Source organism: Kitasatospora sp. NPDC051705 (assembly GCF_044453265.1).
Lineage (GTDB): Bacteria > Actinomycetota > Actinomycetes > Streptomycetales > Streptomycetaceae > Kitasatospora.
In genome coordinates this window covers 44,057-68,421 of record NZ_JBITCO010000022.1, presented here as the reverse complement: position 1 = coordinate 68,421, position 24,365 = coordinate 44,057, and the positions used below count along the sequence as shown (strand labels likewise).

25 protein-coding genes are annotated in these 24,365 nt (G+C 76.4%); 18 read left to right on the top strand and 7 right to left on the bottom strand.

Going from position 1 to position 24,365, the window contains the following annotated elements; all coding sequences use genetic code 11:
- Window positions 1-40 precede the first annotated feature (40 nt).
- From ACIA8Q_RS24930 to ACIA8Q_RS24905, 6 genes are all read left to right on the top strand, one after another.
- Window positions 41-442, top strand: a complete 402-nt coding sequence (locus ACIA8Q_RS24930) for a DoxX-like family protein (protein WP_360209647.1) — start codon at window positions 41-43, stop codon at window positions 440-442.
- Window positions 439-1,401, top strand: a complete 963-nt coding sequence (locus ACIA8Q_RS24925; RefSeq protein ID WP_387905498.1) for a DUF3419 family protein — start codon at window positions 439-441, stop codon at window positions 1,399-1,401. The genes ACIA8Q_RS24930 and ACIA8Q_RS24925 overlap by 4 nt, the downstream gene beginning before the upstream one ends.
- 113 nt (window positions 1,402-1,514) lie before the next feature.
- A complete protein-coding gene (locus ACIA8Q_RS24920; RefSeq protein WP_360209651.1) occupies window positions 1,515-2,294 on the top strand; it encodes a DUF2071 domain-containing protein in 780 nt (259 codons plus the stop codon).
- Window positions 2,291-3,055 carry a class I SAM-dependent methyltransferase gene (locus ACIA8Q_RS24915; protein ID WP_360209653.1) on the top strand — a complete coding sequence of 255 codons (765 nt, stop codon included), beginning with the start codon at window positions 2,291-2,293 and terminating at the stop codon, window positions 3,053-3,055. Before ACIA8Q_RS24920 ends, ACIA8Q_RS24915 begins: the two co-directional genes overlap by 4 nt.
- Entirely contained in the window at window positions 3,052-3,474 is a 423-nt protein-coding gene (locus ACIA8Q_RS24910; RefSeq protein ID WP_360209655.1) for a hypothetical protein, read from the top strand. Before ACIA8Q_RS24915 ends, ACIA8Q_RS24910 begins: the two co-directional genes overlap by 4 nt.
- Before the next feature lie 204 nt (window positions 3,475-3,678).
- A complete protein-coding gene (locus tag ACIA8Q_RS24905) occupies window positions 3,679-5,496 on the top strand; it encodes a serine/threonine-protein kinase (protein ID WP_396317702.1) in 1,818 nt (605 codons plus the stop codon).
- A 16-nt stretch (window positions 5,497-5,512) separates the two neighbouring features.
- Here the strand turns inward: ACIA8Q_RS24905 and ACIA8Q_RS24900 are convergent, their stop codons facing one another.
- Both ACIA8Q_RS24900 and ACIA8Q_RS24895 read right to left on the bottom strand, forming a co-directional pair.
- Window positions 5,513-6,286, bottom strand: a complete 774-nt coding sequence (locus ACIA8Q_RS24900; RefSeq protein ID WP_396317701.1) for an alpha/beta hydrolase — start codon at window positions 6,284-6,286, stop codon at window positions 5,513-5,515.
- 145 nt (window positions 6,287-6,431) lie between these two features.
- Window positions 6,432-6,785 carry a DUF6401 family natural product biosynthesis protein gene (locus tag ACIA8Q_RS24895; protein ID WP_360209661.1) on the bottom strand — a complete coding sequence of 118 codons (354 nt, stop codon included), beginning with the start codon at window positions 6,783-6,785 and terminating at the stop codon, window positions 6,432-6,434.
- A 141-nt stretch (window positions 6,786-6,926) separates the two neighbouring features.
- Here ACIA8Q_RS24895 and ACIA8Q_RS24890 point away from each other — a divergent pair, with 141 nt between their 5' ends.
- The 5 genes from ACIA8Q_RS24890 (at window position 6,927) to ACIA8Q_RS24870 (ending at window position 11,085) form a co-directional block, all read left to right on the top strand.
- Window positions 6,927-7,853, top strand: coding sequence for an LLM class F420-dependent oxidoreductase (locus ACIA8Q_RS24890; RefSeq protein ID WP_387905505.1), 927 nt, complete (start codon window positions 6,927-6,929; stop codon window positions 7,851-7,853).
- Window positions 7,854-7,924: 71 nt separating this feature from the next.
- A complete protein-coding gene (locus tag ACIA8Q_RS24885) occupies window positions 7,925-8,623 on the top strand; it encodes an AAA family ATPase (RefSeq protein ID WP_396317700.1) in 699 nt (232 codons plus the stop codon).
- Between the two features lie 70 nt (window positions 8,624-8,693).
- Window positions 8,694-9,665, top strand: coding sequence for a zinc metalloprotease (locus ACIA8Q_RS24880; protein ID WP_360209667.1), 972 nt, complete (start codon window positions 8,694-8,696; stop codon window positions 9,663-9,665).
- Between the two features lie 69 nt (window positions 9,666-9,734).
- On the top strand, window positions 9,735-10,190 hold the full coding sequence (locus ACIA8Q_RS24875) for a universal stress protein (RefSeq protein ID WP_360209669.1): 456 nt from the start codon (window positions 9,735-9,737) through the stop codon (window positions 10,188-10,190).
- Between the two features lie 37 nt (window positions 10,191-10,227).
- Complete coding sequence (locus ACIA8Q_RS24870; RefSeq protein ID WP_396317699.1) at window positions 10,228-11,085, top strand: DNA-formamidopyrimidine glycosylase family protein; 858 nt, start codon at window positions 10,228-10,230, stop codon at window positions 11,083-11,085.
- Here ACIA8Q_RS24870 and ACIA8Q_RS24865 read toward each other — a convergent pair.
- The 3 genes from ACIA8Q_RS24865 to ACIA8Q_RS24855 form a co-directional block, all read right to left on the bottom strand.
- Complete coding sequence (locus ACIA8Q_RS24865; RefSeq protein WP_360209673.1) at window positions 11,033-11,668, bottom strand: uridine kinase; 636 nt, start codon at window positions 11,666-11,668, stop codon at window positions 11,033-11,035. The genes ACIA8Q_RS24870 and ACIA8Q_RS24865 overlap by 53 nt on opposite strands.
- Before the next feature lie 29 nt (window positions 11,669-11,697).
- Window positions 11,698-13,017 (bottom strand): PQQ-binding-like beta-propeller repeat protein, encoded by a 1,320-nt coding sequence (locus ACIA8Q_RS24860; protein ID WP_360209675.1) that lies wholly within the window; start codon window positions 13,015-13,017, stop codon window positions 11,698-11,700.
- 108 nt (window positions 13,018-13,125) lie between these two features.
- On the bottom strand, window positions 13,126-13,446 hold the full coding sequence (locus ACIA8Q_RS24855) for a DUF4326 domain-containing protein (protein ID WP_360209677.1): 321 nt from the start codon (window positions 13,444-13,446) through the stop codon (window positions 13,126-13,128).
- A gap of 83 nt (window positions 13,447-13,529) precedes the next feature.
- On the opposite strand from ACIA8Q_RS24855, the gene ACIA8Q_RS24850 reads away from it, so the two are divergent.
- The 6 genes from ACIA8Q_RS24850 (at window position 13,530) to ACIA8Q_RS24825 (ending at window position 21,723) form a co-directional block, all read left to right on the top strand.
- Window positions 13,530-16,037: a SpoIIE family protein phosphatase gene (locus ACIA8Q_RS24850; protein ID WP_360209679.1), complete on the top strand. Its 2,508-nt coding sequence runs from the start codon at window positions 13,530-13,532 to the stop codon at window positions 16,035-16,037.
- Window positions 16,038-16,130: 93 nt separating this feature from the next.
- Window positions 16,131-17,777, top strand: a complete 1,647-nt coding sequence (locus ACIA8Q_RS24845; protein WP_360209778.1) for a histidine kinase — start codon at window positions 16,131-16,133, stop codon at window positions 17,775-17,777.
- Window positions 17,778-17,849: 72 nt separating this feature from the next.
- Window positions 17,850-18,518 carry a response regulator transcription factor gene (locus ACIA8Q_RS24840; RefSeq protein WP_360209681.1) on the top strand — a complete coding sequence of 223 codons (669 nt, stop codon included), beginning with the start codon at window positions 17,850-17,852 and terminating at the stop codon, window positions 18,516-18,518.
- A 554-nt stretch (window positions 18,519-19,072) separates the two neighbouring features.
- Window positions 19,073-19,837: a transglycosylase family protein gene (locus tag ACIA8Q_RS24835; RefSeq protein ID WP_360209683.1), complete on the top strand. Its 765-nt coding sequence runs from the start codon at window positions 19,073-19,075 to the stop codon at window positions 19,835-19,837.
- 297 nt (window positions 19,838-20,134) lie between these two features.
- The gene (locus tag ACIA8Q_RS24830; RefSeq protein WP_396317698.1) at window positions 20,135-20,890 is read left to right on the top strand and encodes an SDR family NAD(P)-dependent oxidoreductase; all 756 of its coding nucleotides are present in this window, start codon (window positions 20,135-20,137) and stop codon (window positions 20,888-20,890) included.
- A gap of 236 nt (window positions 20,891-21,126) precedes the next feature.
- Window positions 21,127-21,723 carry a TIGR03086 family metal-binding protein gene (locus ACIA8Q_RS24825; RefSeq protein WP_360209685.1) on the top strand — a complete coding sequence of 199 codons (597 nt, stop codon included), beginning with the start codon at window positions 21,127-21,129 and terminating at the stop codon, window positions 21,721-21,723.
- 105 nt (window positions 21,724-21,828) lie between these two features.
- On the opposite strand, the gene ACIA8Q_RS24820 is transcribed toward ACIA8Q_RS24825, so the two are convergent.
- A complete protein-coding gene (locus ACIA8Q_RS24820) occupies window positions 21,829-23,133 on the bottom strand; it encodes a hypothetical protein (RefSeq protein ID WP_360209687.1) in 1,305 nt (434 codons plus the stop codon).
- A gap of 268 nt (window positions 23,134-23,401) precedes the next feature.
- On the opposite strand from ACIA8Q_RS24820, the gene ACIA8Q_RS24815 reads away from it, so the two are divergent.
- Window positions 23,402-23,836: a hypothetical protein gene (locus tag ACIA8Q_RS24815; protein ID WP_360209689.1), complete on the top strand. Its 435-nt coding sequence runs from the start codon at window positions 23,402-23,404 to the stop codon at window positions 23,834-23,836.
- 45 nt (window positions 23,837-23,881) lie between these two features.
- On the opposite strand, the gene ACIA8Q_RS24810 is transcribed toward ACIA8Q_RS24815, so the two are convergent.
- On the bottom strand, window positions 23,882-24,346 hold the full coding sequence (locus ACIA8Q_RS24810; protein WP_360209691.1) for a (2Fe-2S)-binding protein: 465 nt from the start codon (window positions 24,344-24,346) through the stop codon (window positions 23,882-23,884).
- Window positions 24,347-24,365 lie beyond the last annotated feature (19 nt).

The following is a 24,365-nucleotide window of genomic DNA, read 5'->3' as shown; positions in this document are numbered from 1 at the left end:
CCGTCGCGCCCCGGCGAGGCAGCAGGAGGAAGGGGGAGCCGTGACACCGTGGCAGAACAGGTTCGCCGCCGGGGCGGTGGCGCTGATGTGGGCCTACGAAGGGCTCTGGTGCAAGATCTGGCCGGGCCGGGCGGACCAGCGGGCCATCGTGGAGTCCGTGCCGCTGCTCCCGGGGTGGGCGGTGACACCCCTGCTGCTGGCCATCGGGGCGGCCGAACTCGCCCTCGGCCTCTGGGTGCTGACCGGCCGCCGGGCCCGCCTCGCGGCCCTCGTGCAGACCGCCCTGGTGGTCGCCTTCAACACCGGCGGCCTGCTCTTCGGCTCCGACGAGATCCCCGAACCCGGCCGGCTGATCGTCCAGGACCTCGCCTTCCTCGCGCTGATCTGGACCGTCGCCGCCACCCGGCGCCACCCCGCCCCCCGCGCGGCGGTGACCGCGTGAGCGCCCGGACCCCCTGGGCCGACGGCCGGCTGCTCAGTCTGCAACCCCGCCGGCCCGGCCTGCTGTTCGGCCGGATGTACGAGGACCCCGGCGTCGAACTCGCCGCCTTCCCGGCGCCCGGCGCCCGCGTCCTGTGCATCGCCTCCGCCGGGGACACCGCCGCCGCGCTGGCCGCCGCCGGGCACCGGGTCACCGCGGTGGACCTCAACCCCGCCCAACTCGCCTACGCCCGGGCCAGGCTGACCGCCGGTGCGCCCGCCGCCACCGGCGCTGCGGAACGCCTGCTCGCCCTCGGCCGGGCCGCCGCCGCGACCGCCCTGCCGGCCTGGCGCCCGGCGGCACTGGAACGGTTCCTGCGCCTCGACGACCCGGCGGCGCAGGCCCGCCACTGGCACCGCCACCTCGACGGCCCGGGCCTGCGGCTGCTGCTCGGCGCCGCGCTCCGCCCGGCCGGCGCGCTCGCGGGCGGCCTGCACCCGGCGTTCCGGGCCGTACTGCCGCGCCGCTTCGACACGGTGCTGCGGGCCCGACTGGCCCGCGGCTTCGCCCGCCACCCCAACGCCGACAACCCGTGGGCCTGGCGGCTCCTGCTCGGCCGCGAACTGCCCGTCGGCGGACCGCTCGTCGCCGGACCGCCCGCCGGCGAGCTGCCCGTCGGCGCACCGCCCGGCCACGACCAGGGCGGCGGCGCACCGCCCGTCCGGCTGCTCCGGGGCGACGTCCTCGGCCACCTCGAACGCTCCCCGGCCGGGAGCTACGACGCGGTGACGCTCTCCAACGTCCTGGACGGCCCCGACCAGGCCTTCGCCCGCCGGCTGCGCGCCGCCGTGCGGCACGCCGTCCGGCCCGGTGGCGTCGCGGTGCTGCGCAGCATCCGCGAACCGGGCCCCGCCGGCCCCGGCGCCGCCGCCGAGGACCGCTGCCCGCTGTGGGGCGTCGTCCGGGTCGTCCGCCTCTGAGGTTCCGGCGCAGCCCAGCCCGACACCGGCCGATCCCGGCCCGACACCGGCGCAGCCCACCCCGACACCGGTGCAGCCCGCCCGAACACCGCGACCGACCAACGGAGTCGACCATGCGACACCTCCTCCAGCGCCATCCCGTGCCGATCCGCACCCGCTTCGCGCACTCCCTCGTCCTCACCTACGCGCTGCCGCCCCGGCTGCTGGCCCCGCTGGTGCCGCCCGGGCTCGCCCTGGACACCTACACCGACCCGGCCGGCACCGAGCACGGCTTCGTCGCGGCCGCCGTGGTCGACACCCGCGCGCTGCGCCCGGCCGGGCTGCCGGCCCGGTTCGGCCGCGACTTCATCCTCACCGGCTACCGGGTCTTCACCCGCTTCCCCACCCCCGGCGGGCGGACCATGCGGGGCCTGCGGATCCTGCGCTCCGACACCGACAGCCGGCTGATGACCGTCGGCGGCAACCTCCTCACCCGCTACCACTACCGCCACGCCCGGATCGGCACCCGGGTGGTCGGCGACACCCTGGAGTTCAAGGTCCTCAGCGGCGACGGCCACGCCGACCTGCACGTGCGCGCCGACCTGGGCGGCGCCCCGGCCGCCCTGCCGCCGGGCAGCCCCTTCGCGGACGCCCGGGCCGCCCGCCGGTTCGCCGGCCCGTTGCCCTACACCTTCGAGTACGAGCCGCAGACCCGGTCGGTGATCGTGGTCAAGGCCACCCGCACCGCCTGGCAGCCCGTCCCGGTGAGCGTCGAGGTGCCGCGGCTGACCTTCTTCGACCACGGCCCGCTGGCCGGGAGCCGCCCGGTGCTCGCCAACGCCTTCCACGTCGCCGACCTCGACTACGGCTGGGAGCGCGGCAGCCGCCGCACCCTCGAGGGGGCGGCCCGGTGACCGCCGCCCCGCCGGCACGGCGCCCCTCCGGCGTCCGCGAGGTGATCCGCTACAACTGGCCGCTGTACACGGCCGGCGTCCTGACCGCGGCCGGCGGCTGGGCGGCGGCCCGCCGCCTGCCGGGGCCGGCCGCCGCGCTCGCCCGGGCCGGTGCCGCCACCGCGGCGGCCCACCTCCTCGTCAGCACCCTCGCCACCTGGTGCGTCTACGACCGCTCCGAGCTGCACACCTACGACTGGCTGCCCGCGCTGCTGCCCGACGGCCCCGGCACCCACCTGGTGGTCTCCGCCGGGCTCGACGAGGTGAGCCGCCCGATCGCCGCCCGCCACCCCGCCGCGCACCAGCGCGTCGCCGACCTCTACGACCCGGCGCTGACCACCGAGGGCTCGATCCGGCGGGCCCGCCGGCACGTGCCGCCCGCCCCCGGCACCGTGCCCGCCCGCCCGGGCGAGCTGCCCGCCGCGACCGACTCGCTGGACACCGTGTTCGCCGTCTTCGCCGCCCACGAGCTGCGCCGCCCCGCGGACCGCCGCGCGCTGTTCGCCGAGGTCGCCAGGGCGCTGCGGCCGGGCGGCACGCTGTTGCTGGTCGAGCACCTGCGCGACGCCGCCAACATCGCCGCCTACGGCCCCGGGGCCTGGCACTTCCTGCCCCGGTCGGTGTGGCTGGGGCACGCCGCCGAGGCCGGGCTGCGGCCCGCCGCCGAACGCCGGATCGCCGGGCTGGTCGCCGCCGTCGCCTTCCGGAGCGCCGAGGGATGAGCGAACTCCTGACCGTGGAAGGCCAGTTGCGCCTGGTCGGGCTGGTCCTGGTCGGGCTCGGGGTGGGCCACGCGGTGCTGCCCTGGGCGGTCGGCTGGCCCGCCGACCTGGCCGGCACCACCCTGCTGACCCGCCAGGTCTCCTACGTCCACGTCTTCTTCATCGGCCTGGTCTGCGCCCTGTTCGGCCTGCTGCCGCTCTGCCTCGCCCCCGACCTGCTGGCCGGCGGCCGGCTGGGCACCGTGCTGCTGGCCGGTCAGACCGTGTTCTGGGGGCTGCGCTGGCTCTTCGAGTTCGTGGTGTTCTCCCCGAAGCTGTGGCGCGGCGACGCCCTGCGCACCGCCGCGCACGTCGCGCTGTCCGTGCTCTGGACGTGGGTGACGGCGGTCTTCGCGGCCGCCCTCTGGCAGGTGTGGTGAGCGGCGCCGGGGCACCCCGGCCCGGACCGGACGGTGTACGACCGGTCCGGTGACCGCCGCCCGTCCGCACCCGGGGCCAGGGCCCGTCCGCAGCTGCGGCGCCGACGGCCGCACCGGTGCGGCGACGGCATCGTGCGTACCCGGCCGCGTCGCTGGCCCCCGCCGCCGTCCGCGCGGTCGGTGGCGCCTCCTACGATGGCCGCCATGAACACAGCTGGGGCGGAACAGCGCCTCGTCGACGGCCGCTTCGAACTGCTCCAGCAGCTCGGTGGCGGCGGCATGGGCGTGGTCTGGCGGGCCCGCGACAACGCGCTGCACCGCGAGGTGGTGCTCAAGGAGGTCCGCCCGCCCGACCCGGCGATGGCCGCCGCCGACCCGGACGCCGCCCGCGAGCTGCGCGAGCGGGTGCTGCGCGAGGCGCGGGCGCTCGCCCGCCTCCAGCACCCGAACGTGGTGGTCATCCACCACATCGTCGACACCCCGGAACACCCGCACCCCTGGCTGGTGATGGAGCTGGTCAGCGGCGGCAGCCTCGCCGACCGGCTGGCGCACGGCCCGCTCGGCACCGCGGAGGCGGCCCGGATCGGGCGCGGCGTGCTGTCCGCGCTGCGGGCCGCCCACGCCGTCGGCATCCAGCACCGGGACGTCAAGCCCGCCAACGTGCTGCTGCGCCCGGACGGCACCCCGGTGCTCGCGGACTTCGGCATCGCCGCGATCCAGGACGCCACCGCCCTCACCGCGACGGGTGCGCTGATCGGCTCGCCCGAGTACATCGCGCCGGAGCGCATCCGCGGCCAGGAGGGCAACCCGTCCTCCGACCTGTGGTCCCTCGGCATGCTGCTGTACGTCGCGGTCGAGGGGAGCCACCCGCTGCGCCGGGCGACCACCCTGGCCACCCTGGCCGCCGTCCTGGACGAGCCGCTGCCGCCGCCGGTCCGGGCCGGGCGGCTCGGGCCGCTGCTGTCCGCGCTGCTGGGCAAGGACCCGGCGCTGCGGCCGGACGCCGAGCAGCTCGACCGGGCCCTCGCGGCGGCCGAGTACGAGGCGGCCCACGGGGCGGGGGAGGGCGCGCCGTACCCGACCGGCACCGTGCGGCTCGGCGCCGGGCAGCCCGCGCCCCCCGCCACCGGCCCGTTCGCCACCGGTCCGATCACCGGGCCGTCCGCCGGCGGGTCCTTCGCCACGGGGTCGTTCGCCGGAGGTCCCTCCGACAGCGGGTCGTTCGCCGGCGGTCCGTTCGCGCCGCCGGCGGACCGGGTGCCGACCGGCTTCCAGGCCCCCGCGACGCTCCCGACCGGCCCCGGCCACCCCGAGCCGGCGGGCACCCGGAAGGCCCGGCGGAGGGTGCTCGCCCTCACGGCCGCCGCAGTGCTGCTCGCCGGCGGCGGCAGCGCGCTCTACCTCAGCCAGGGCGACGCGTCCACCGGCCGGACCCCGACCGCCGGGACCACCCCCTCGGCCACCGCCGCGGCCCCGCCCGCCTCCGCGGCGCCCGCCTCGACGACGGCCCCCGGGGCGGCGCCGGACCAGACGGCCCCGGCCTCCACCGCCGCGACCCCGGCCGCCCAGCCCTCGGGCAAGGTCAACCTGCTGACCCCGGACGGCGTGCGCCGGACGGTCGCCGCGCTGCAGCCCTACGCCGCCGGCGGCAAGGTGTACAAGCTCGTCGTCTACCCCGAGTACGCCACCGCCGAGGTCGCCGCCGCGGCCGGCGGAAAGCTCTACGACGACATCACCATCCGGGACGGCAAGGCGACCCGCTCCCCGGGCGGCACGCTGATCGGCGACACCAAGCCGGTCGACCTCGGGCTCTACAACTGGGACGTGATCCCCACGCTGCTCCAGCGCGCCCAGGACACCCTGAACGTCCCGAAGCCGACCATGCGGTACCTGATGATCGACCCCGACATGTTCGACGGCACCCCCAGCATCAAGGTCTACCTGGCCGACGACTACGGCACCGGCTACCTGGAGACCGACCCCAAGGGCGTCAACCGGCGCAGCTACCCGCGCGCCGGCTGACCGGGCCGGGGCCCCGTCAGCCGCGCGGCTGACGGGGCAGCGGGAGGGTGAGGGCCTCCGGCGAGGCGGCCGGCAGCGCGAGGGCGGCGGCGGTCTCGGCGGGCAGCGGGCGCAGCCCGAGCACCGCGGTGGCCAGCCGGGTGGTGGCCCGGTGCCAGTCGGGGATCCGCTGGAGCATCGCGTGGCCGCTGCCGGTGACGCTGTAGCCGCAGACCCGGGCGCCGGCGGCCCGGCTGCGGGCGGCGAAGGCCCGGGTCTCGGCGGGCGGGGTGATGCGGTCCCGGTCGCCGTGCAGGAGCAGCACGTCGCGCCCGGCGAGCTGCTCGCAGGGGTCCTCGGGCGGGCACCAGGGGGCGAGGGCGACCAGGCCGGTGACGCTGGGGTGCCCGCCGGCCTGCAGGGCGGCCCGCCCGCCCATCGAGTGCCCGATCAGGACGGTCGGCACCTCGCCCAGCTCCCGGGCCAGCTCGTCCAGTGCGGCCAGGGCGTCCCGGGCGGCGTCGGCGCGCCCGCCGTTCCAGCCCCGGTGGCGGTAGCGGACGGTGACGACGGCCACCCCGGCCCCGGCGGTCTCCCGGGCCAGGGACCGCAGGAAGCCGTGCATCCGCAGCAGCGGCAGGTTGACCGGGCCGGGCCGGGAGAGGTTGTGCTCCTCGCCGCCGTGCAGCACGACGACCGCGGCGCTCGGGGCCGCCGGCCGGATCCGCCACTGCAGCGGCCGGTGCAGTGGCACGCCGCCGGCCGTCGTGCCGCCGCCCACCGTCCGGCCGCCCATCGTGTCGCTGCTCATGGCCGCACCCTCCCGTCCTGCCGTCCGTCCCCGACCGTCACTGTACGCGTCGGCTCCGGCCCGCCGGTCGGGCCGTTCAACCGAGGAGGCCGGGCCGCGGTGCGGGGGTGCCGGGTGCGGTGAGGTGGTGCCGGGTGCGGGCCGGTCAGGCCTCCAGCAGGCGCTGCTCGCGCACCAGCCAGCAGATCGCCGTCAGCCGGTGCACCGCGTAGTCGTACCCCACCGGCTCCCGCCAGCCGATCTCGGCGAGCGCGTCCAGGAAGCCCACCGCGTAGTCCGAGAGCTCCGCGCGCTCCAGCCGCTGCGGCGCCAGCTCCGGCCCCTGCGCGTACAGCAGCTCGCGCAGCATCGCGACGTGCTGGTCGACCGCCGCGACCAGGGCGGGCTCGAAGGCGAGCTCGGCCAGCCGGGGCGTGAAGGCGGCGACGATGCCGGGCAGCGGGCAGGCCGCCGGCTCGTCGGGGGAGCGCCGGAAGGACTCGTCGGGGTGGGCGAACATCCGTCCACGGTAGGGGAGCCGGGTGGCGGATCGGCGCCCCGTGACGGTTCCGTGCTGAGAGCTTGGCCACCTTCCGGACGTTCCGTGACATGGCCGGTTCTCTGTGCTGAGCGGCGGGTGGTCCGTACCAGAATGGTCCCCATGGATCTTCGCATCTTCACCGAACCGCAGCAGGGCGCGAGCTACGAGACCCTCCTGACGGTCGCCCGGACCGCCGAGGACCTCGGCGTCTTCAGCGCCTTCTTCCGCTCCGACCACTACCTCAGGATGGGGGACGCCTCCGGACTGCCCGGGCCGACCGACGCCTGGATCACCCTGGCCGGCCTCGCCCGCGACACCCGCACCATCCGCCTCGGCACCCTGATGACCGCCGCCACCTTCCGGCTGCCGGGGGTCACCGCGATCCAGGTCGCCCAGGTGGACGCGATGAGCGGCGGGCGGGTCGAGTTCGGCCTCGGCGCCGGCTGGTACGGGGAGGAGCACACCGCGTACGGCATCCCCTTCCCCAAGGAGCGGTTCGGGCGGCTGGAGGAACAGCTCGCGATCATCACCGGCCTGTGGAACACCAAGCTCGGCGACACCTTCGACTTCGCCGGGCAGTACTACACCCTGACCGACTCCCCGGCGCTGCCCAAGCCCGCCCAGGAGCGCATCCCGGTGCTGGTCGGCGGGCACGGGCCCAGCCGGACCCCGGCGCTGGCCGCCCGGTTCGCCGACGAGTTCAACCTGCCCTTCGCGTCGGTGGAGGACACCGCCGCCCAGTTCGGCCGGGTCCGGGCCGCGGTCGAGCGGGCCGGGCGCCCGGGCGACGCGCTGGTGTACTCCAACGCCCTGGTCGCCTGCGTCGGCCGGGACGACGCCGAGGTGGCCCGCCGGGCCGCCGCGATCGGCCGGGACGCCGACGAGCTGAGGGCCAACGGCCTGGCCGGCACCCCGGACGAGGTGGTCGAGAAGATCGGACGCTACGCCGCCGTCGGCAGCGCGCGGATCTACCTGCAGATCCTCGACCTGGACGACCTCGACCACCTGGAGCTGATCGCCGCCCGGGTCGCCCCGCAGCTCGGCTGAACCGTTCCGGCCCGGCCGGGCCCGGGCCGTCCGTACCCGCCCCGACCTCCGGCCTTTACTCGCCCTTGGGAATGCGTAATGCTCCAGGGGGAGGAACGGCGGGGGGAGGCCCGGTGACCAGGACGAGAACGGCGGAGGCGGCGGCGCCCCGGGTGCCGCCGCCGCGCGCCCCCGCCCACCGGGCGGTCCGGGTGCCGCCCGGTCTGCACGACCTGCGCCGCGGCCCCGGCCCGGCGGCGCTGCACTACCCCGCCGGGGACCTGCTGGTCGTCTCCGGGCTGCCCGGCAGCGGCAAGAGCACCCTGATGCGCCGCTGCGCGCGCGTCCCGCTGGTCGACTCCCAGCTGGTCCGCGAGGAGTACGCGGCCCGGCTGCCCGCCGGCCTCCCGTACGCCCTCTACCGCCCGCTGGTGCGCATCGCGCACTACCGGCGGCTGCGCCGCGCGGTGCTGGCCGGCGGGCCCCTGGTGGTGCACGACTGCGGCACCCAGCCCTGGGTGCGGGGCTGGCTGGTGCGCGCCGCCGCCCGGCAGGGCCGCCGGGTGCACCTGCTGCTGCTGGACGTCGGGCCGGCCGAGGCGCGGGACGGCCAGCAGCACCGGGGGCAGGGGGTCTCCCGCTACGCCTTCGCCCGGCACCGGGCGGCCGTCGGACGGCTGCGGAGCCGGCTCACCGGTTCGGGCCGGCCGCCGGCCGGGTGTGCGTCGACCGTGGTACTCGACCGCGCCGCCGCGCGCGCCCTGCGGGAGATCGACTTCCCGGCGTCGTAGTCTCGGCGGGTCCGCGCCGGGCGGGTCCGGGGCGCGGCCGCCCCCCGTCGACTCCCCGTCAGGAGCGCTGATGCGCCGTACTGTCCGGGTGCGCTCGCGTGCCCCCCGCCTGTTCCCCTGTGCCGCCGCGCTGGTGGCGGCCGCCGGCCTCGGCCAGCTCGCCGCCCCGGCCCCGCACCCGCACGCCACCGCCGCACCGGCCGCCTGCGCGGGCGCCGCCGTCGATGCCGACGCCGCGGCCCGCAAGCCGGCCGGCAGCCAGGCGGGCGGCGACCCGAACGCCGTCACCCACGCCGAGGCCCGGGCCATGCAGGCCGACCTGGAGAACAGGCTCGCCCAGCTCGGCCACCGCCCGCTGATCGGCTCCACCACCACCATCCCGGTCTACGTGCACGTCATCCACTCCGGTGCCGCCGGCAACCTCGACGGCGGCACCGTCGCCGCCCAGATCGACCACCTCAACGCCACCTACGGAGGCCAGGGCAGCGGCAACACCCCGACCCAGTTCCACTTCGAGCTGGCCGGAACCGACTACACCGACAACGCCTCCTGGTACACCGGCATGACCCCGGGCTCCGCCGCCGAGAAGGCGATGAAGAAGGCGCTGCGCAAGGGCGACCAGGGCACGCTCAACCTCTACACCGCCAAGCTCGGCCAGTCGCTGCTCGGCTGGGCGACCTTCCCGAACGCCTACCGCTCCGACCCCGTGGACGACGGGGTCGTGGTGCTCGACGCCTCGCTGCCCGGCGGCTCCGCCACCCACTACAACCTGGGCAGCACCGCCACCCACGAGACCGGCCACTGGATGGGCCTCTTCCACACCTTCCAGGGCGGCTGCCTGCCCCCCGGCGACTACGTCGACGACACCCCGCCCGAGCGCAGCGCGGCCTACGGATGCCCCGACGGCCGGGACACCTGCCCGCTCGGCGGCCAGGACCCGATCCACAACTTCATGGACTACAGCTACGACGACTGCATGGACCAGTTCACCCCCGGCCAGGCCCGGCGGATGGCCGACTCCTGGGCCGCGTACCGGAGCTGAGCCCCCGGCCGACCGGCCACCCGGGTCCGGGGCACCGGGCCGGAACACCGAGCAGAGCGGAGCAACGCGATGAGCAGCAAGCCCCGGATCGTCGTCGGCGTGGACGGCTCGCCCGCCTCGGAGCAGGCGCTGCGCTGGGCGGTCGACTACGCAAAGGCCGTCGGCGGGACGGTCAGCGCCGTCACCACCTGGGAGTACCCGGCGTTCTACGGCTGGGTCGGGACGTCCGTGCCGCCCACCGAGAGCTTCAACCCCGAGGAGCTGGCCGGCCGGACCCTCTCGCAGACCGTCGTCCGGGTGGTCGGCGACGACCCCGCCGTCCCGATCAGCGAGAGCGTGATGCCGGGCAGCGCCGCCCGGGCCCTGCTGGAGGCCGCCAAGGGCGCCGCGCTGCTCGTCGTCGGCAGCCGCGGCCTCGGCGGCTTCTCCGGCGTGCTGCTCGGCTCGGTCAGCCGCCACCTCACCGAGCACGCGCCCTGCCCCGTGGTCGTGGTGCGCGAGCCCCGGGACGAAGACGCCCGATGACGCCCGGCCGGGCCGCCGCGTGGAGGAGGATGGAGACATGCCGGAAGGTGACACCGTCTACCGCGCGGCGGCCGGGCTGCACGACACCCTCGCCGGGCAGCTGCTGACCAGCGCCGACCTGCGGGTGCCCGCGCACGCCACCGCCGGGCTGGCCGGCTGCCGGGTGCTGGAGGTCGTCCCGCGCGGCAAGCACCTGCTCACCCGCCTCGAAGGCGCCCTCACCCTGCACACCCACCTGCGGATGGAAGGCCGCTGGGAGGTCTACCGCCCCGGCGAGCGCTGGACCGGCGGCCCCGCCTGGCAGATCCGCGCCGTCCTGGGCACCGAGCGCGGCACCGCCGTCGGCTACCGGCTGCCCGTCGTCGAACTGCTGCGCACCGCCGACGAGCAGCGCGCCGTCGGCCACCTCGGGCCCGACCTGCTCGGCCCCGACTGGGACCCGGTCGAGGCCGTCCGCCGGCTGCTCGCCCGCCCCGCCCGGCCGCTCGCCGAAGCCCTGCTCGACCAGCGCAACCTGGCCGGGATCGGCAACGTCTACGCCGCGGAACTCTGCTACCTCGCCGGGGTCACCCCGTGGACCGAGATCGGCGAACTCCGCAACCCCGACCGGCTGGTGACACGGGCCCGGGACCTCCTGGACGCCAACAAGCTGCGCCCCGGGCACGTCACCACCGGCGACACCCGGCGCGGCCACCAGCACTGGGTCTACGGCCGGGCCGGCCGCCCCTGCCCCCGCTGCGGCACGCTCGTCCTGACCTCCCGCCAGGGCGCCCCGCCGCAGGACCGGGTGGCCTACTGGTGCCCGTTCTGCCAGCGCGGGCCGGCCCCGGCCGGGTCGGCCGTCAGGGCCGCTCGATCAGGGCGGGGTGGCGCGGGTCGTCCACCCGTACGGTGAGGTCGGCGGCGTCGGCGGGCCCGGTCTCCGCCTCGTAGCGGGCGAAGGCGGGCAGTGTCCACCGCTGGTCGGCGGGCGTGCGGCGGGCCAGCGCGGCGGGGGAGAGCGCCAGGTGGACGGTCAGCTCCAGCGGCAGCCAGCGGCCGAGCAGCAGCGGCCCGTCCAGCAGCAGCACCCCGCCGGGCGGCAGCTCGGTGTACGGCGCGCGGGTCGAACGGTCCGTCACCGGGTCGCGCAGCGAGGGCAGCACCCGGCCGCTGCCGCCGGGCTCCAGCGGATCCAGCACCTCGCGCAGCAGGGCGTTGTCGTCCAGCCACAGGTCGTGGAAGGCGTCCGCGTCCTGGTGCCCGTACTCCAGGCGGACCGAGGCCGGGCGCAGGAAGCCCGCCGCCGACACCCGCAGGGCCGGGCGACCGAGCAGCCGCAGCGGCTCCACCAGCGCGTCGGCGAGCAGGTCGGGGCGGGCCGCCGCGGCGCCGTCCACGGCCACCCGCAGCCACCGCTCGCCGGCGCCGGGCAGGGCGGTGATGCGCTCGGCGAGCAGCTCGGCCAGTCGGTCGGGGGAGATCGGTCGTACCTGCATCCGCCCATCCTGCCCCGGCGCGTCCCGGGTCAGTGCAGGGGGAGGGCGTGCAGGACGTCGTCGTGCCCGGCGTAGAGGCGGTCGGCGTCGGCGGCCAGGGTCCAGACGTCCTTGCCCGGGCCGGAGTCGCGGAAGGTCCAGAGCAGCCGGCCGGTGGCGGTGTCGACCGCACAGACCCCGCCCACGGCGGGGCCGGGGACGAACAGGGTGGTGCCGGCGAGCACCGGGTGGCTGCGGCGGTCCAGCAGGAACGGCAGGCGGCAGGTCCACTGCACCGCGCCGGTCGCCGCCTCGTGGCCGGTGACGAGGCCGTCGTCGCGCGGGACGTACACCCGCGGGCCGTCCGGGACGGGCGGCATCGCGCGCCAGGACTCGCCCCGGGCGGGGGAGTGCGTCCAGGCCCGCCCGCCGTCGGAGCCCAGCGCGCGGACACCGCCGCCGCCGTCGGGGACGTAGACGTGGTCGGGTCCGGCGGTGCACCAGCGCAGGTCCTCGTCGCCGGGGCCGGTCCACAGCTCCCGGCCGTCGGCGGCGTCCCGCACGACCAGCTCGGCGCGGTTGCCGAGGCTGCGCACGCAGGCCACCCGGCCGCCCGCCACGGCGGGCGCGACGGGCTGCTCGATCCGCCCGCTGCGGACGCTCCACAGCAGGGAGCGGTCCGCGACCCGCAGGGCGAAGAGCCGGCTCTCGATCTGGCCGTCCTCGCGGTAGCCGCCCCAGCTGAAGCCGTAGAGGACGCCGTCCGCGTACCCGGTCAGCTCGGGGCCGGGCTGCAGCCCGTCGGGCAGCGGCAGGCTCCAGTCGGCCGACGGGTCGGTGAGGTGGCGGGCGTCGAGGTGCCCCTCGAAGGCGGTGGTGAAGGCGTGCTCGGGGCCGAGCAGCACCTTGCTGCGGGTGCTGAGGTCGCTCGGCCAGCTCCGGCTCTCCGGCGGGTCCACGACGACCAGCCGGGACGCGCTGCCGGTGGCCGGGTCCACGACCTGGAGCCCGGCCCTGGAGAGGAACACCGGGCGCTTCGCCGGGGCGACCAGCCGCTCCGGCGTCATCGGCTCCGGGCCGCGGTACGTCCACACCGGCTGCGGGCCGGACAGCGCGGTGGGCGGCGGCCCCGGCGGCCGGGACGGGCCGGGGGAGGGAGTCGTCCGGTCGGCGCCCGTTCGGCCGAACGCCCACGCCGCGCCGCCGGCCGCCAGCACCCCTGCCCCGATCAGCAGCCGGCGCCGGCTCGGCCGGGGGCCGTCGCCGCCACCGCCGATCACGTCCGCGGCCTCCTGCGCGCCGCCGTCGGCCTCGCCGTCCCACTGCCACGCGCTCTGCCGCGCGGGCTCCTCGGTCGACGGTGACTGCATGGACCCGGCCCCCCATCCCCCCGGGGCGCCCGGTGCGCCGCCGTTCGCCCGGAGGATATCGAACGAGCGCGAACCGTCCGGCGCGCACCGCGCGAGCGTCAGGGCCCGTCAGCCGGGCCCGTGGTCGGCGAGGTCGGCGAGCACGTCCGCGTGGCAGGGCAGCGGCGCGCACCAGCAGCCCAGCCGCCGGCCGCGCAGCGGCGGCACCAGCGCGAGCAGGTCGGGGCGGTCGAGTAGGTACGCGCGGTACTCGACGAGCATCCGTTCCCGGGTGAGGCCGGGGCCGGGGCGGAACGGGCAGTGCAACGGGGACCCGGGCAGGTGCCAGCCGCCGCGGTGCATCGCGCGGCCCACGTAGACGACGTCCGTGAAGTCCGGGTCGTCGCGGTGGCCCTTGAGGTTGACGACGGTGGTGCGGCCGGTCGGCATGGCGTCCATGCTGGCGCAAGCGGTGGCCCCGGGCACCCCGGGCTCGCCTTGACACGCCCCTGGGCCCGGCGTAGCAAAAGAGCATGCGCCATCCGCACGCGGCCGGGCGTGCCCGGGCGGAGGGGCCCGACCCGCACCCGCCGCAGCCGCCCGACGCGCCCGCACCGGCCCACCCGACGGGCCACCGGCGGGACGAGCTGCTGAGCAGCGCCGTCCGCCGGGTGCTGCACGACACCGGGGCGTACGGCGCGATGGTGTACCTGCGCTCGCCGGACCGCCGGTCGCTGGTGCTCTGCACGATCGCGGGCGTGCCGCTGTCGATCATGAGCCCGTTCCGGCGGATCCCCGCGGCGGGCCCGCTGCCCGTCGCGGTCAGCTTCCGCACCGGCGGGACCATCACCCTCGCCGGCACCGAGGACACCATGCGGCGCTTCCCGCAGCTCGCCGTCGGCATGCCCTACGACTTCGCGTCCGCCTGCGTGCCGGTGGCCGGCGGCGAGGAGCGGTACGGGGTGCTCAGCGTGCTCTGGCCGGCCTCGGACGAAGGCGTGCCGGAGGACGCCCCGGAGGTCCTGACCGAGGTCGCCGGCCGGCTGGCCGCCGGGCTCGCGGGCCTGGAGGCGGCCGGGCACCCGGCGGAGGCGGACGGCGGCGCCGCCGTGGTGGAGATCCCTGCCGAGTCCGCACCGGCCACCCGGGTCGGCCTCTTCGACTGGAACACGGCCACCGGCGCGCTGGCCGCCGACGAGCACTTCCTGGCGATCTTCGGGTTCCGGCCCGGCGAGTTCGACGGCACGGTGGCCGCCCTCGGCCGCCGGATCGCCCCCGGCGACCTCGCCGCGTTCCGGGCCGCCGCCCGCACCGCCCTGCAGAAGGGCGAGGTGCTGGCCGCCCGGGTGCGGGTGCTCGGACCGCACGGCCACCCGTACCCCGTGGAGCTCTGGGCCAGGGTGCCCTCGGCCATCGTCGACGGCCGCACCCACCTGGTCGGCGCCGTCCTGGACGCCGGGACCCTCACCGCCGCCGCGGCCGCGGTCGAGCGGCTGCGCGACGGCGTGTTCTCGCTCGACCCGGACGGCCGGATCACCTACGCCAACCGGGGCATCGAGCCGCTGCTGCAGGCCCGTCGCGAGGAGCTGATCGGCCACCACCCGTGGGACGTGCTGCCCTGGCTCGCCGACCCCTTCTACGAGGGCCGCTACCGGGCCGCCCTGCTCTCCCAGCGGCCGACCGCCTTCCTCGCCGCCCGCCCGGACGGCTGGCTGGCCTTCTCCCTCTACCCCGACGTGCACGGCGTCACCGGCCGGGTCGTCGCCGCCGAGCCGCCGCCGGGCGCGGCCGAGCCGCCGGCCGCCACCCCGCCGATCATCCGCACCGGCGTCGGGGGCACCTACCACCTGCTGCAGCTCGCCAGCGCGCTCACCGAGGCGGTCAGCGTCCGCGACGTCTGCCGCGCGGTGGCCGACGAGATCCTGCCGGCCTTCGGCGGCCAGGAGCTGGCGATCTACACGGTGCGCGACAAGCACCTCAACCTGGTCTCGCAGAGCGGCTACCCGGACGGCTTCCTGGACCGCTTCGAGGGCACCCCGATCAGCGCCCGCATCCCCGGCGCGGAGGCCCTGAGCACCGGCACGCCGATCTTCTTCGAGTCCGTCCACGAGCTCGCCGCCGCCTACCCGGGCATCGAGCTCGACGAGATGGGCGCCTGGGCCTTCCTGCCGCTGATCGCCTCCGGCCATCCCGTCGGCAGCTGCATCCTGGGCTTCGACCGGGCGCGGCCCTTCACCCTCGAGGAACGCGGCCTGCTCACCGCGCTCGGCGGCTTCATCGCCCAGGCCCTGGAACGCGCCCGGCTGTACGACGCCGAGTTCGCGCTGGCCCGGGGCCTGCAGCAGGCGCTGCTGCCGCACCGGCTGCCGCAGGTCCCCGGCATCGCGATCGCCGCCCGCTACCTGCCCGGCACCCAGGGCATGGAGATCGGCGGCGACTGGTACGACGGGATCGTCACCGGATCGGACCTCACCCTGGTGATCGGCGACGTGGAGGGACACAGCGTGGGCGCTGCGGCCACCATGGGCCAGCTGCGCAGTGCCGTCCGCGCCTTCGCGACCGGCGGCGACCCGCCCGGCCAGGTGCTCGCCCGCACCAACCGGCTGCACCTCGACCTCGACCCGGGCCTGCTCGCCAGCTGCTGCCTGGTCCGGCTCGGCCCCGCCGAGGGCGGCGCCCGGACCGCCCGGATCGCCCGGGCCGGGCACCTGCCGCCGGTGCTGTGCCGCCCGGACGGCCGCACCGAGGCGCTGTACGTGCCGGGCGGGCCGCTGCTGGGGGTGGACGACCGGGCCGAGTACCCGGTGAGCGAAGTGCTGCTGGAACCCGGCGCTGTCCTCGCGCTGTACACGGACGGGCTGGTCGAGGACCCTGCGGTGTCGATCGACCAGGGGGTGGACCGGCTGGCGGCCGCGCTCGGACGCGGCCGCCGGCCGGTGGGCCCGGAGGACCTGGAGGGGCTCGCGGAGCGGCTGCTGCGGGAGGTCGGCTCCTCGCACCGGGTGGACGACGTGGCGCTGCTGCTCACCGCCCTCGGCTGACCGGCCCGGGCCGCGACTTTCGTCGGCGCGGGCGGCGACGAACGGTGGCGGCCGCGGCGCCCGGCGGCCCGGTAGCCTCCACGGGTGGATGCGATGGCACGGGCCTGGAGCAAGGCGGTACGGACGGCGTTCCCGGGGCCCTGGCCGGCCCGCCGGGTGGTGGGCCAGGGGGCCCTGGCGCTGCTGATGGGCGCGGTCGCCGCCCTGCTGGAGCTGGCCTCCGGCGAGGGCACCGGGACGGCGGTGGGGGCCGGCCTCGCCGTCGCGGTGCTCTGGGCGCTGCGGCCGGCCTTCCCGGCGACGGTGCTGGTGCTGACCGCGGCCGCCACCGGCTGGTCCGTCGGGCCGGTGGTGCTGCTGGTCTGCGCGGGCTGGTCGGCCGGGGCGCGGATCCGCCGGGTCGGCCGGCTGATCGGCGCCTTCCTGCTCGGCTGGGTGCTGTTCACCGTCACCGGGGTCTTCAAGGACGCCGCGGTCTCGCCCAAGCTGATCTTCGGCTTCTCGCTGGGCGGCTTCCTGCTGTTCGCCGTGCTGCCCGCGCTCTGGGGCCGCTACCGGGCGCAGCGCCGGGCGCTGCTGGACGCGCTGCGCGAGCGCAACGACCAGCTGCTGCGCGAACGGGTCATGGTGGTGCACCAGGCGCGGCTGCGCGAGCGGCACCGGATCGCCCAGGACATGCACGACAGCCTCGGCCACCAGCTCGCGCTGATCTCCGTCCACTCGGGGGCGCTCGAGGTGGACCGCACCCTCACCGACCGGCAGCGGGAGGCGGTCGGGGTGCTGCGGCAGGCGGCGGTCGCGGCGATGCGCGAGCTGCGCGAGGTGGTCGGGGTGCTGCACGACGAGTCGACGGCGGGGGCTCCGGCGCCCGGCGCGGCGCCGGGCCGCGGCGGGGTGGACGGCATCGGGGAACTGGTGGAGTCCTCGCGGGCGGCCGGGGCGGAGGTCTCCTTCTCCCGGGAGGGCGACGAGCGCCCGCTGGCGGCCGCGGTCGACCACGCGGCGTACCGGATCGTCCAGGAGGCGCTCACCAACGCGCACAAGCACGCCCCCGGCGCACCGATCGCCGTCGCGCTCCGGTACGAGCCGGACGCCCTGGTGGTGGAGGTGGTCAACCCGCGCGCCCCGGAGCTCGTCGGCGCGCGGGCCGGCGCGGGCCCCGCCGTCAGCGGTGGACAGGGGCTGACCGGGCTGCGCGAGCGCGCCCGGCTGGTCGGCGGCATGGTGCACGCGGGGCCGACCCCGGAACAGGGGTTCCGGCTGGCCGGCGTGCTGCCCTACGAGGGGGCGGAGGGCACCGGGGACGGGGCCGACGCCGGGGTCGAGGACTGGCTGCTGGAGGGCCTGCCGCCGGCCGACGGGGCGGAGCGCGGCCGGCGCAGCCCGGCGCTCGGCTGCGCCGTCGGGGTGGCCGTGGTCGGGGTGACGGTGCTGGGCCTGCTGATCTGGGGCGTGGTGGCCTTCGTCCAGGGCACGGACGACGCGACGGTGAAGAAGTCGGTCTACGACGAGCTGCAGGTCGGCACCCCGGAGCCGGACGTGCTGCGCCTGCTGCCCCGGGGCAACGACTTCTTCACCGAGGACTACAAGAAGACCGGGCCGACCCCACCGGAGGGCGCGCACTGCCGCTGGTACCTCTCCGGTGACCTCAGCGAGGTCTGGGGCGAGGACAACGTGGTCCGGTTCTGCTTCAGGGACGGCGTGCTGGTGGACAAGCAGCACTACCGCGCGAAGAACTGACGCGGGCCCCCTCCCCGGGAGGTGTGAGGATGGTGTTCCAGCCGGAAGACCGTTCGAGGGGAATGACCAGCCGTGATCCGAGTCCTCGTCGCCGACGACGAGCCGCTCATCCGCGCCGGGATCAGGATGATCCTGGGCTCCGCCGCCGACATCGAGGTGGTCGCGGAGGCCGCCGACGGCCGGGAGGCGCTGGAACTGGCCCGGGCGCACCGGGTCGACGTCCTGCTGCTGGACATCCAGATGCCGGTGATGGACGGGCTGACGGCGCTCGGGGAGCTGTCGAGGGCCGCCCCCGGCGCGCGGGCGCTGATCCTCACCACCTTCGGGGAGCGCGAGAACGTCCTGCGCGCCGTGACGGAGGGGGGCGCGGGCTTCCTGCTCAAGGACACCGCTCCGGAGGAGCTGATCCAGGCCGTGCGCGCGGCCGCCAGCGGGAACGCCTTCCTCTCCCCGGCCGCGACCCGGCACATCGTGGACTCGCTGGCGACCGGGCGCAGCGCCTCGGTGGCGGCCCGCGGCGCGGCGGCCAGGCGCCGCCTGGAGGTGCTCACGGGGCGCGAGCTGGAGGTGCTGGCCCTGCTCGGCGAGGGGCTGTCCAACGCGGACGCCGGGGCCCGGATCCACATGAGCGAGGCGACGGTGAAGACGTACGTCAGCCGGATCCTCGCCAAGTTGGGCTGTGAGAACCGGGTCCAGGCGGCCTTGCTGGCGCGTGACGCGGAGCTCGGCGGCCGGGACTGAGGGCAGCCGTCCGGTCGCGGAGCGTCGCGGATGTGGCGCACGCCACTCGCTGGGTGCGCGGAGCCGGGAACTCCGGCTATGGCGGTCACCCTCCGTCGATGATCCGTGACCCTTCGTCGATGGTGTGCTCGGTGTCACGGATGGACAGATGTGAGCGCGGGCACGGAAATTGACCGTTTGATCTTGAAAATGTGGTCAAACCTGGTCGAACTGGACGGCCTTCCTTGATCGATACCGCCGGTAACAGTCAACTGAGCTGCGGGGACCAAGAATTGCTTGCTGCGCCGCTGGACGGCCCGTAGCTTCTTTCGCGGTGCAACGAGCACCACCCGGGTTCACCCCGACGCACGGCCCGCCGACTGACCACCGGCGCGAGGGCCGTGCCCGCCGACGCGACCGGCTCGAACAGGCCGTCGGCGAGCGGAGGTGGCCGGGGCGGCACGGCACGTCCGACACGTGCGCGGCCGCCCGTCGAGCGAGGTGAGCGCGATCGAGCCGGCCCTGTCCCGGGTCTGGTTCCGCACGCCCGCCCGGGGCTTGTCGAGAGGACCTTCATGACTCACCGTCACGAGACCGCCGCTGCCACCCAGACCGCCGTCACCAAGCGCAACCGCGTGCGGATGGCGGTCGTCGCGGGCGCCGCCGTCGCGGCCCTGCCGGTGGCCGGCCTCGTCACGGCCACCTCGGCCTCCGCCGCCACCCCCTCGACCTGGGACTCCGTCGCCCAGTGCGAGAGCGGTGGGAACTGGAGCATCAGCACCGGGAACGGCTTCTCCGGCGGACTGCAGTTCACCCCCTCCACCTGGGCCGCGTACGGCGGGACCGCCTACGCCCCCCAGGCCCACCAGGCGACGAAGGGTCAGCAGATCGCCGTCGCCGAGAAGGTGCTCGCCTCGCAGGGGCCCGGCGCCTGGCCGGTCTGCTCGGCGAAGGCGGGTCTCAGCAAGGGCGGCGCCCCCGCCGCCGTCGACACCTCGGAGGCGGCGCCCGCCAAGCCCGCCCCGAAGCCCGACTCCAAGCCCGCTGCGAAGCCGGCCGCCAAGCCCGCTGCCAAGACCCCGCAGCAGGCCCAGGCGCCGAAGCCCCAGCAGGCGCCCAAGGGCCAGCCGTCGGCAAAGCCGGCCCAGTCGGCCCCGTCCACCGAGAAGAACACCGCCCAGAGCGGCTCCCACGGCGGCTACACCGTCAGGAGCGGCGACACGCTGAGCGGCATCGCGGCCAAGTTCGGCATCGACACGGACAGCCTGTACGGCAAGAACGCCCGCACCATCGGCGGTAACCCGGACCTCATCTTCCCGGGTCAGACGCTGGCCGTCTGACGCCTCCCCGCACCCGCGCCGAGCGGTCGCCCCTCCGGGCGGCCGCTCGGCGCGGTGCGTCGGTCGCGCTCCGGATGCCGGTGGTGATGGGTCCGACGGCAGTGGGCTCGACGGTGGCGGGTGGTGTGCGTCGGGTCGTGCGCGTCGGGTGGTGCGCGGGCCGGCGTGCAGGGGCGCGGGCGGGCGCCCGGGTGGTAGTTGAAGATTGAACGCGACGTCTGAATACCGCCGGAGCTTCCGGCCGCCGGCGCGCAGGATCGAGTCATGTCCGAGATCGGAACGAGGAGTTCTGGAGATATGACGATGAACGGTGTGGCGGAGCTCGACGGCACGGTGGCCCTGGTGACCGGCGGCAGCCGGGGCATCGGGGCGGCGATCGCGCTGCGACTGGCCGAGGACGGCGCCGACGTCGCCCTCACCTACCGCGACGGCGGGCAGCAGGCCGAGGAGGTCGTCGGGAAGATCACCGCGATGGGGCGCCGGGGCTGGGCGGTCTGGGCGGACGGCGCCGACCCGCGCGCGGTGCGCGAGGCGGTGGCGGCCGTCGTCGAGCGCTTCGGGCGGCTCGACGTCCTGGTGAACAACGCGGGCGTCGGCGTCCTCGGCCCGATCGGCGAGCTGGCGCCGGCCGACGTCGACCGGGTGCTGGAGGTGAACGTCCGGGCGCCCTTCCTGTTCGCCCAGGCCGCCTCCGAACACCTGGCCGACGGCGGACGGATCGTCACCATCGGCAGCTGCATCGCCAAGCGGGTCGCCTTCCCCGGCGCCACCCTCTACGCGACCAGCAAGGCGGCGCTGATCGGACTGACCAAGGCGCTGGCCCGCGAGCTCGGCCCGCGGGGGATCACGGCGAACGTCGTCCACCCCGGCCCGATCGACACCGACCTCAACCCGGCCGACGGCCCGTCCGCCGGGTTCCAGAGCGGGCTGACCGCACTCGGCCGGTTCGGGGCGGGCGCGGACGTCGCGGCGGCCGTCGCCTACCTGGTGGGCGGCGACGGCCGGTACGTCACCGGTGCCGAGCTGGCGGTGGACGGGGGCTTCGCGGCCTGACGGTGTGAGGGCTCGAGGGTTCGCCGGCCTTGGCGCTCGAGTGCTTGAGTGCTTGGCTGCCTGGCTGCCTGACGGCTCGTGGGCCCGCGGGCTCGCGCGGCGCGGGAGCTGGGCGTGGTGCCGGTCCGGTGGTGCGACCACCGGGTCGGTGTCGCGCCGGGCGGTTGTCGGTGGCGCCGTTTACGATCACCCGGTCCGACCCGTGATCCCGACCTCCGCCGACCGAGAGGCGCGCCATGACCGCCACGGAAGACCCGATCGTGCTGCTCGCCCGGGCCCTCGCACAGACCGCCGGGCTGATCGACGGCACCGGCGTCGAGCTGGCCGGCCACCCGACCGCCTGCCGCTCCTGGGACGTCGGGGACCTCGTCAGCCACCTGCTCTTCGACCTGCGGCAGTTCACCGTCCGGGCCCAGGGCGGGCAGCCGGACTGGTCGCAGTCCTTCGAGCGGGTCGAGGAGGACTGGCTGCACGCCTTCGAGGCCGGTGCCGAGGGCCTCGTCGACGCCTGGCGGGCGGCCGGCGACCTCTCGGGCACGGTGGACGTCCCCGGGTTCGGCACCCTGCCGGCCCGCTTCCCGGTGGACCAGCAGATCGCCGAATTCGCCGTGCACGGCTGGGATTTGGCCCGGGCCACCGGCCAGTCCACGGACGGGCTGGACCACGAGGTGGCGCTGGCCGCCCTCGCCTGGGCCCATGGCGCCCTCAAACCCGAGTACCGCGGCGGCGAGGAGGACCACCACGCCTTCGGGCCGGAGGTCACCGCGCCCGAGGGCGCCCCGCCCTACGACCGGCTCGCCGCCTTCTTCGGTCGCGACCCGGCCACCGCGTAGCCGGTTCCGGCGCGGGTGGTCGGGGATCGCCCGGCGGATCCCGCCGGGCGCACGACGGCGGACCGGTCCGCCGTCGTGCGCCCGGCAAGATCCGAAACAGCGGGCCTACCGCAGGACGGCGAGGACGGCCCCCCACTGGGAGGTGGTGCGTCCGGCCGCGGCGCAGTGGTCCGGGTCGGTGGCGATCTTGTGGGCGGTGGTGAGGCGGTAGGAGGAGAGGGCGAGCGCGGGCAGGGCCGTCCAGCCGCTGCCGAAGGCCGGCGCCGTCCCGGTGTTGCTGCCGACCGCGCCCACCAGGAGGTCGCCCGGCCGGCAGGCGACGGAGCCGGAGTCGGTGGTGAAGGTCGTCCCGCCGGCGTCCCCGGAGGCGCGGGCGGCGGACCGGGCGGTGGTGACGCCGCGGAACTCGTCGACGGCGATGTGGAACTTGCTCGCCCGCGGGTAGTCGGCGCGGACCGTGTCGGCGGTGGTCAGGCCGGCGGCCCGGAAGGCGGCGAGCACGAGTACGCGGTGGCGCAGCGAGTCGGTCACGTCCCCGAGGACCTGGAAGCGGTCCTGCCCGGTGTCGGTGACCGAGACGGCGCCGGGGCAGGTGCTGGTCAGCATCATCGTGACGACTAGGGCGTCCCCCCGGCCGACGGGGGAGCGCACCGGGAGGTCGGCCCCGGTGCTGGACACGGCCTCCTGGTCGGCGGCGGTGCGGGCGACCCAGGCCGGGCCGGTGGTGCCCGCGGCCCCGGCCGGATCCTCCGCCGGAGCCCCGGTCGGAGCCCCGGTCGGACCCTCGCCCGGGCGTTCCGTCGCGGACGGCCGGTCGGAGGCGGCCGGTCCGGAGGCCCCGGCGGGGCAGCCGTGCGCGTCGGGCGGTGCGGCGGCCGGGGTGTCGTGCCCGGTCACGGCGAGTGTGCCGCCGCTGCCGAGCGCGATGCCGACCAGCAGACTGATCGCATGGGTCCAGATCCGGCGGCGGCGTGGGCGCGGCGTGGCCGACTGCCCGCCAGGCTGCCCGCCCGACTGCCCGCCCGGCTGTCCGCCCGGCGCCGGACCGGCGGCCGCGGCCGGTGCGGAGGCCGGTGGGGCCGTCGGGGCCGGGGTTGCGGCCGGGGCCGGTGGGGTGGCGCCGGGCTGCTCGGCGCCGACGGCGGCGGTCCACCGGGCGTGCCACTGCGCCTCGTCGCCGCCGCAGGCCCGGACGAACGCCCTGGTGGTGGGCCAGGACGGGACCCGGGCGCCGGACGCCGCTTCGTAGAGCGTGGTGTGCGAGATCGACCCGGCCGTCTTTGCCATCGTGCGGAAGGACGGCTTCCCGGCGTCCAGGCGCAGGCGGCACAGGTCGGCCGCCAGACTCTCGGCGGGGGTGGGCGCCGGCGCCGGCGCCTCCTGCCCCGGTTTGGACTTCTGCTCCGCCACGACGACCCCCGTTGTCAGATGTCGGATCCCTCGGTGCCGTTGCTCGATTGTCGGGTACGGATCATAGCCCTGTGTGACGGCGGTGTTCAGTCCTCCGTCGAAACCCCTTGGGGGGAAGGCGTGTTCGGCCTGTTCGGCGCGTGGTGTCAGGTGTTGTCAGTTTCCGTCAGGTGCTACCGAACAGCCCGTGTCGTCCGGTCAGCTGTGTCCCGCCGCCGGGGTTGTCCGGGCGGCACGTCAACGGTTCACACCGAACAGGGGAGTTGACATGGGCAAGGGCATTCTCAAGAGGATCGGGCGACGCGGCGCGACCGCGGCGGCCGTGGTCGCGCTGGCGGCCGGCGGGGTCGGTCTGTCCGCCGGCAACGCGAACGCCGACGGGTGGTACTACCTCACCAGCCACGTCTCCAGCGGACACGGCGTGGGCCTGTACTCCATGCCCCAGTCGTACTGGCCGTCCTACAAGCCGTGGGTCTACGACCTCTCCGGTGTCGGCCACACCGGGGACAAGATCGCCCCCGACTGCTGGACGAGGGGCGAGGACATCAACAACCAGGGCAATGTCTGGTACCGGATCCACGCCGCTCACCTGGGCGCCAACGGCGCGGAGTACTGGGACACCGCGTACGTCTACGGGGCTTACGCGGACAGCAACTGGTACTTCCACTTCGCCTGGCAGAACGGCTCGATCGGCGGTTGCTGACAGTGCCCGACCCCGCCCCCGCCCGTCCGCCGGGCGGGGGCGGGATCAGCTGTGCGCCTGCTGCGCGGCCGCCCGCTTGATCGCCTCGCGGATGCGCGGGTAGCTGCCGCAGCGGCAGATGTTCTGGATCTGGTCGATGTCCGCGTCCGTCGGGGCCGGGGTCCGGCGCAGCAGGGCGACGGCGGTCATGATCTGACCGGGCTGGCAGAAGCCGCACTGGGCGACGTCGCAGTCGAGCCAGGCCTCCTGGACGGGGTGCAGCGTGTCGCCGTCGGCCAGGCCCTCGATGGTGGTGACGCTGTGGCCCTCGCAGTCCCGGACCGATCGGGTGCAGGGCTGGAACTCCTGGCCGTCCAGGTGGCTGGTGCAGGCGCGGCAGACGCCCACCCCGCAGCCGTACTTGGGGCCGGTGACGCCGAGCTTGTCGCGCAGCACCCAGAGCAGCGGCATGTCGTCCGGGGCCTCGACGGTGACGGGCTGCCCGTTGAGGACGAAGGTGTGGGTGGGCATGGCGTGGTGGGGTTCCTTG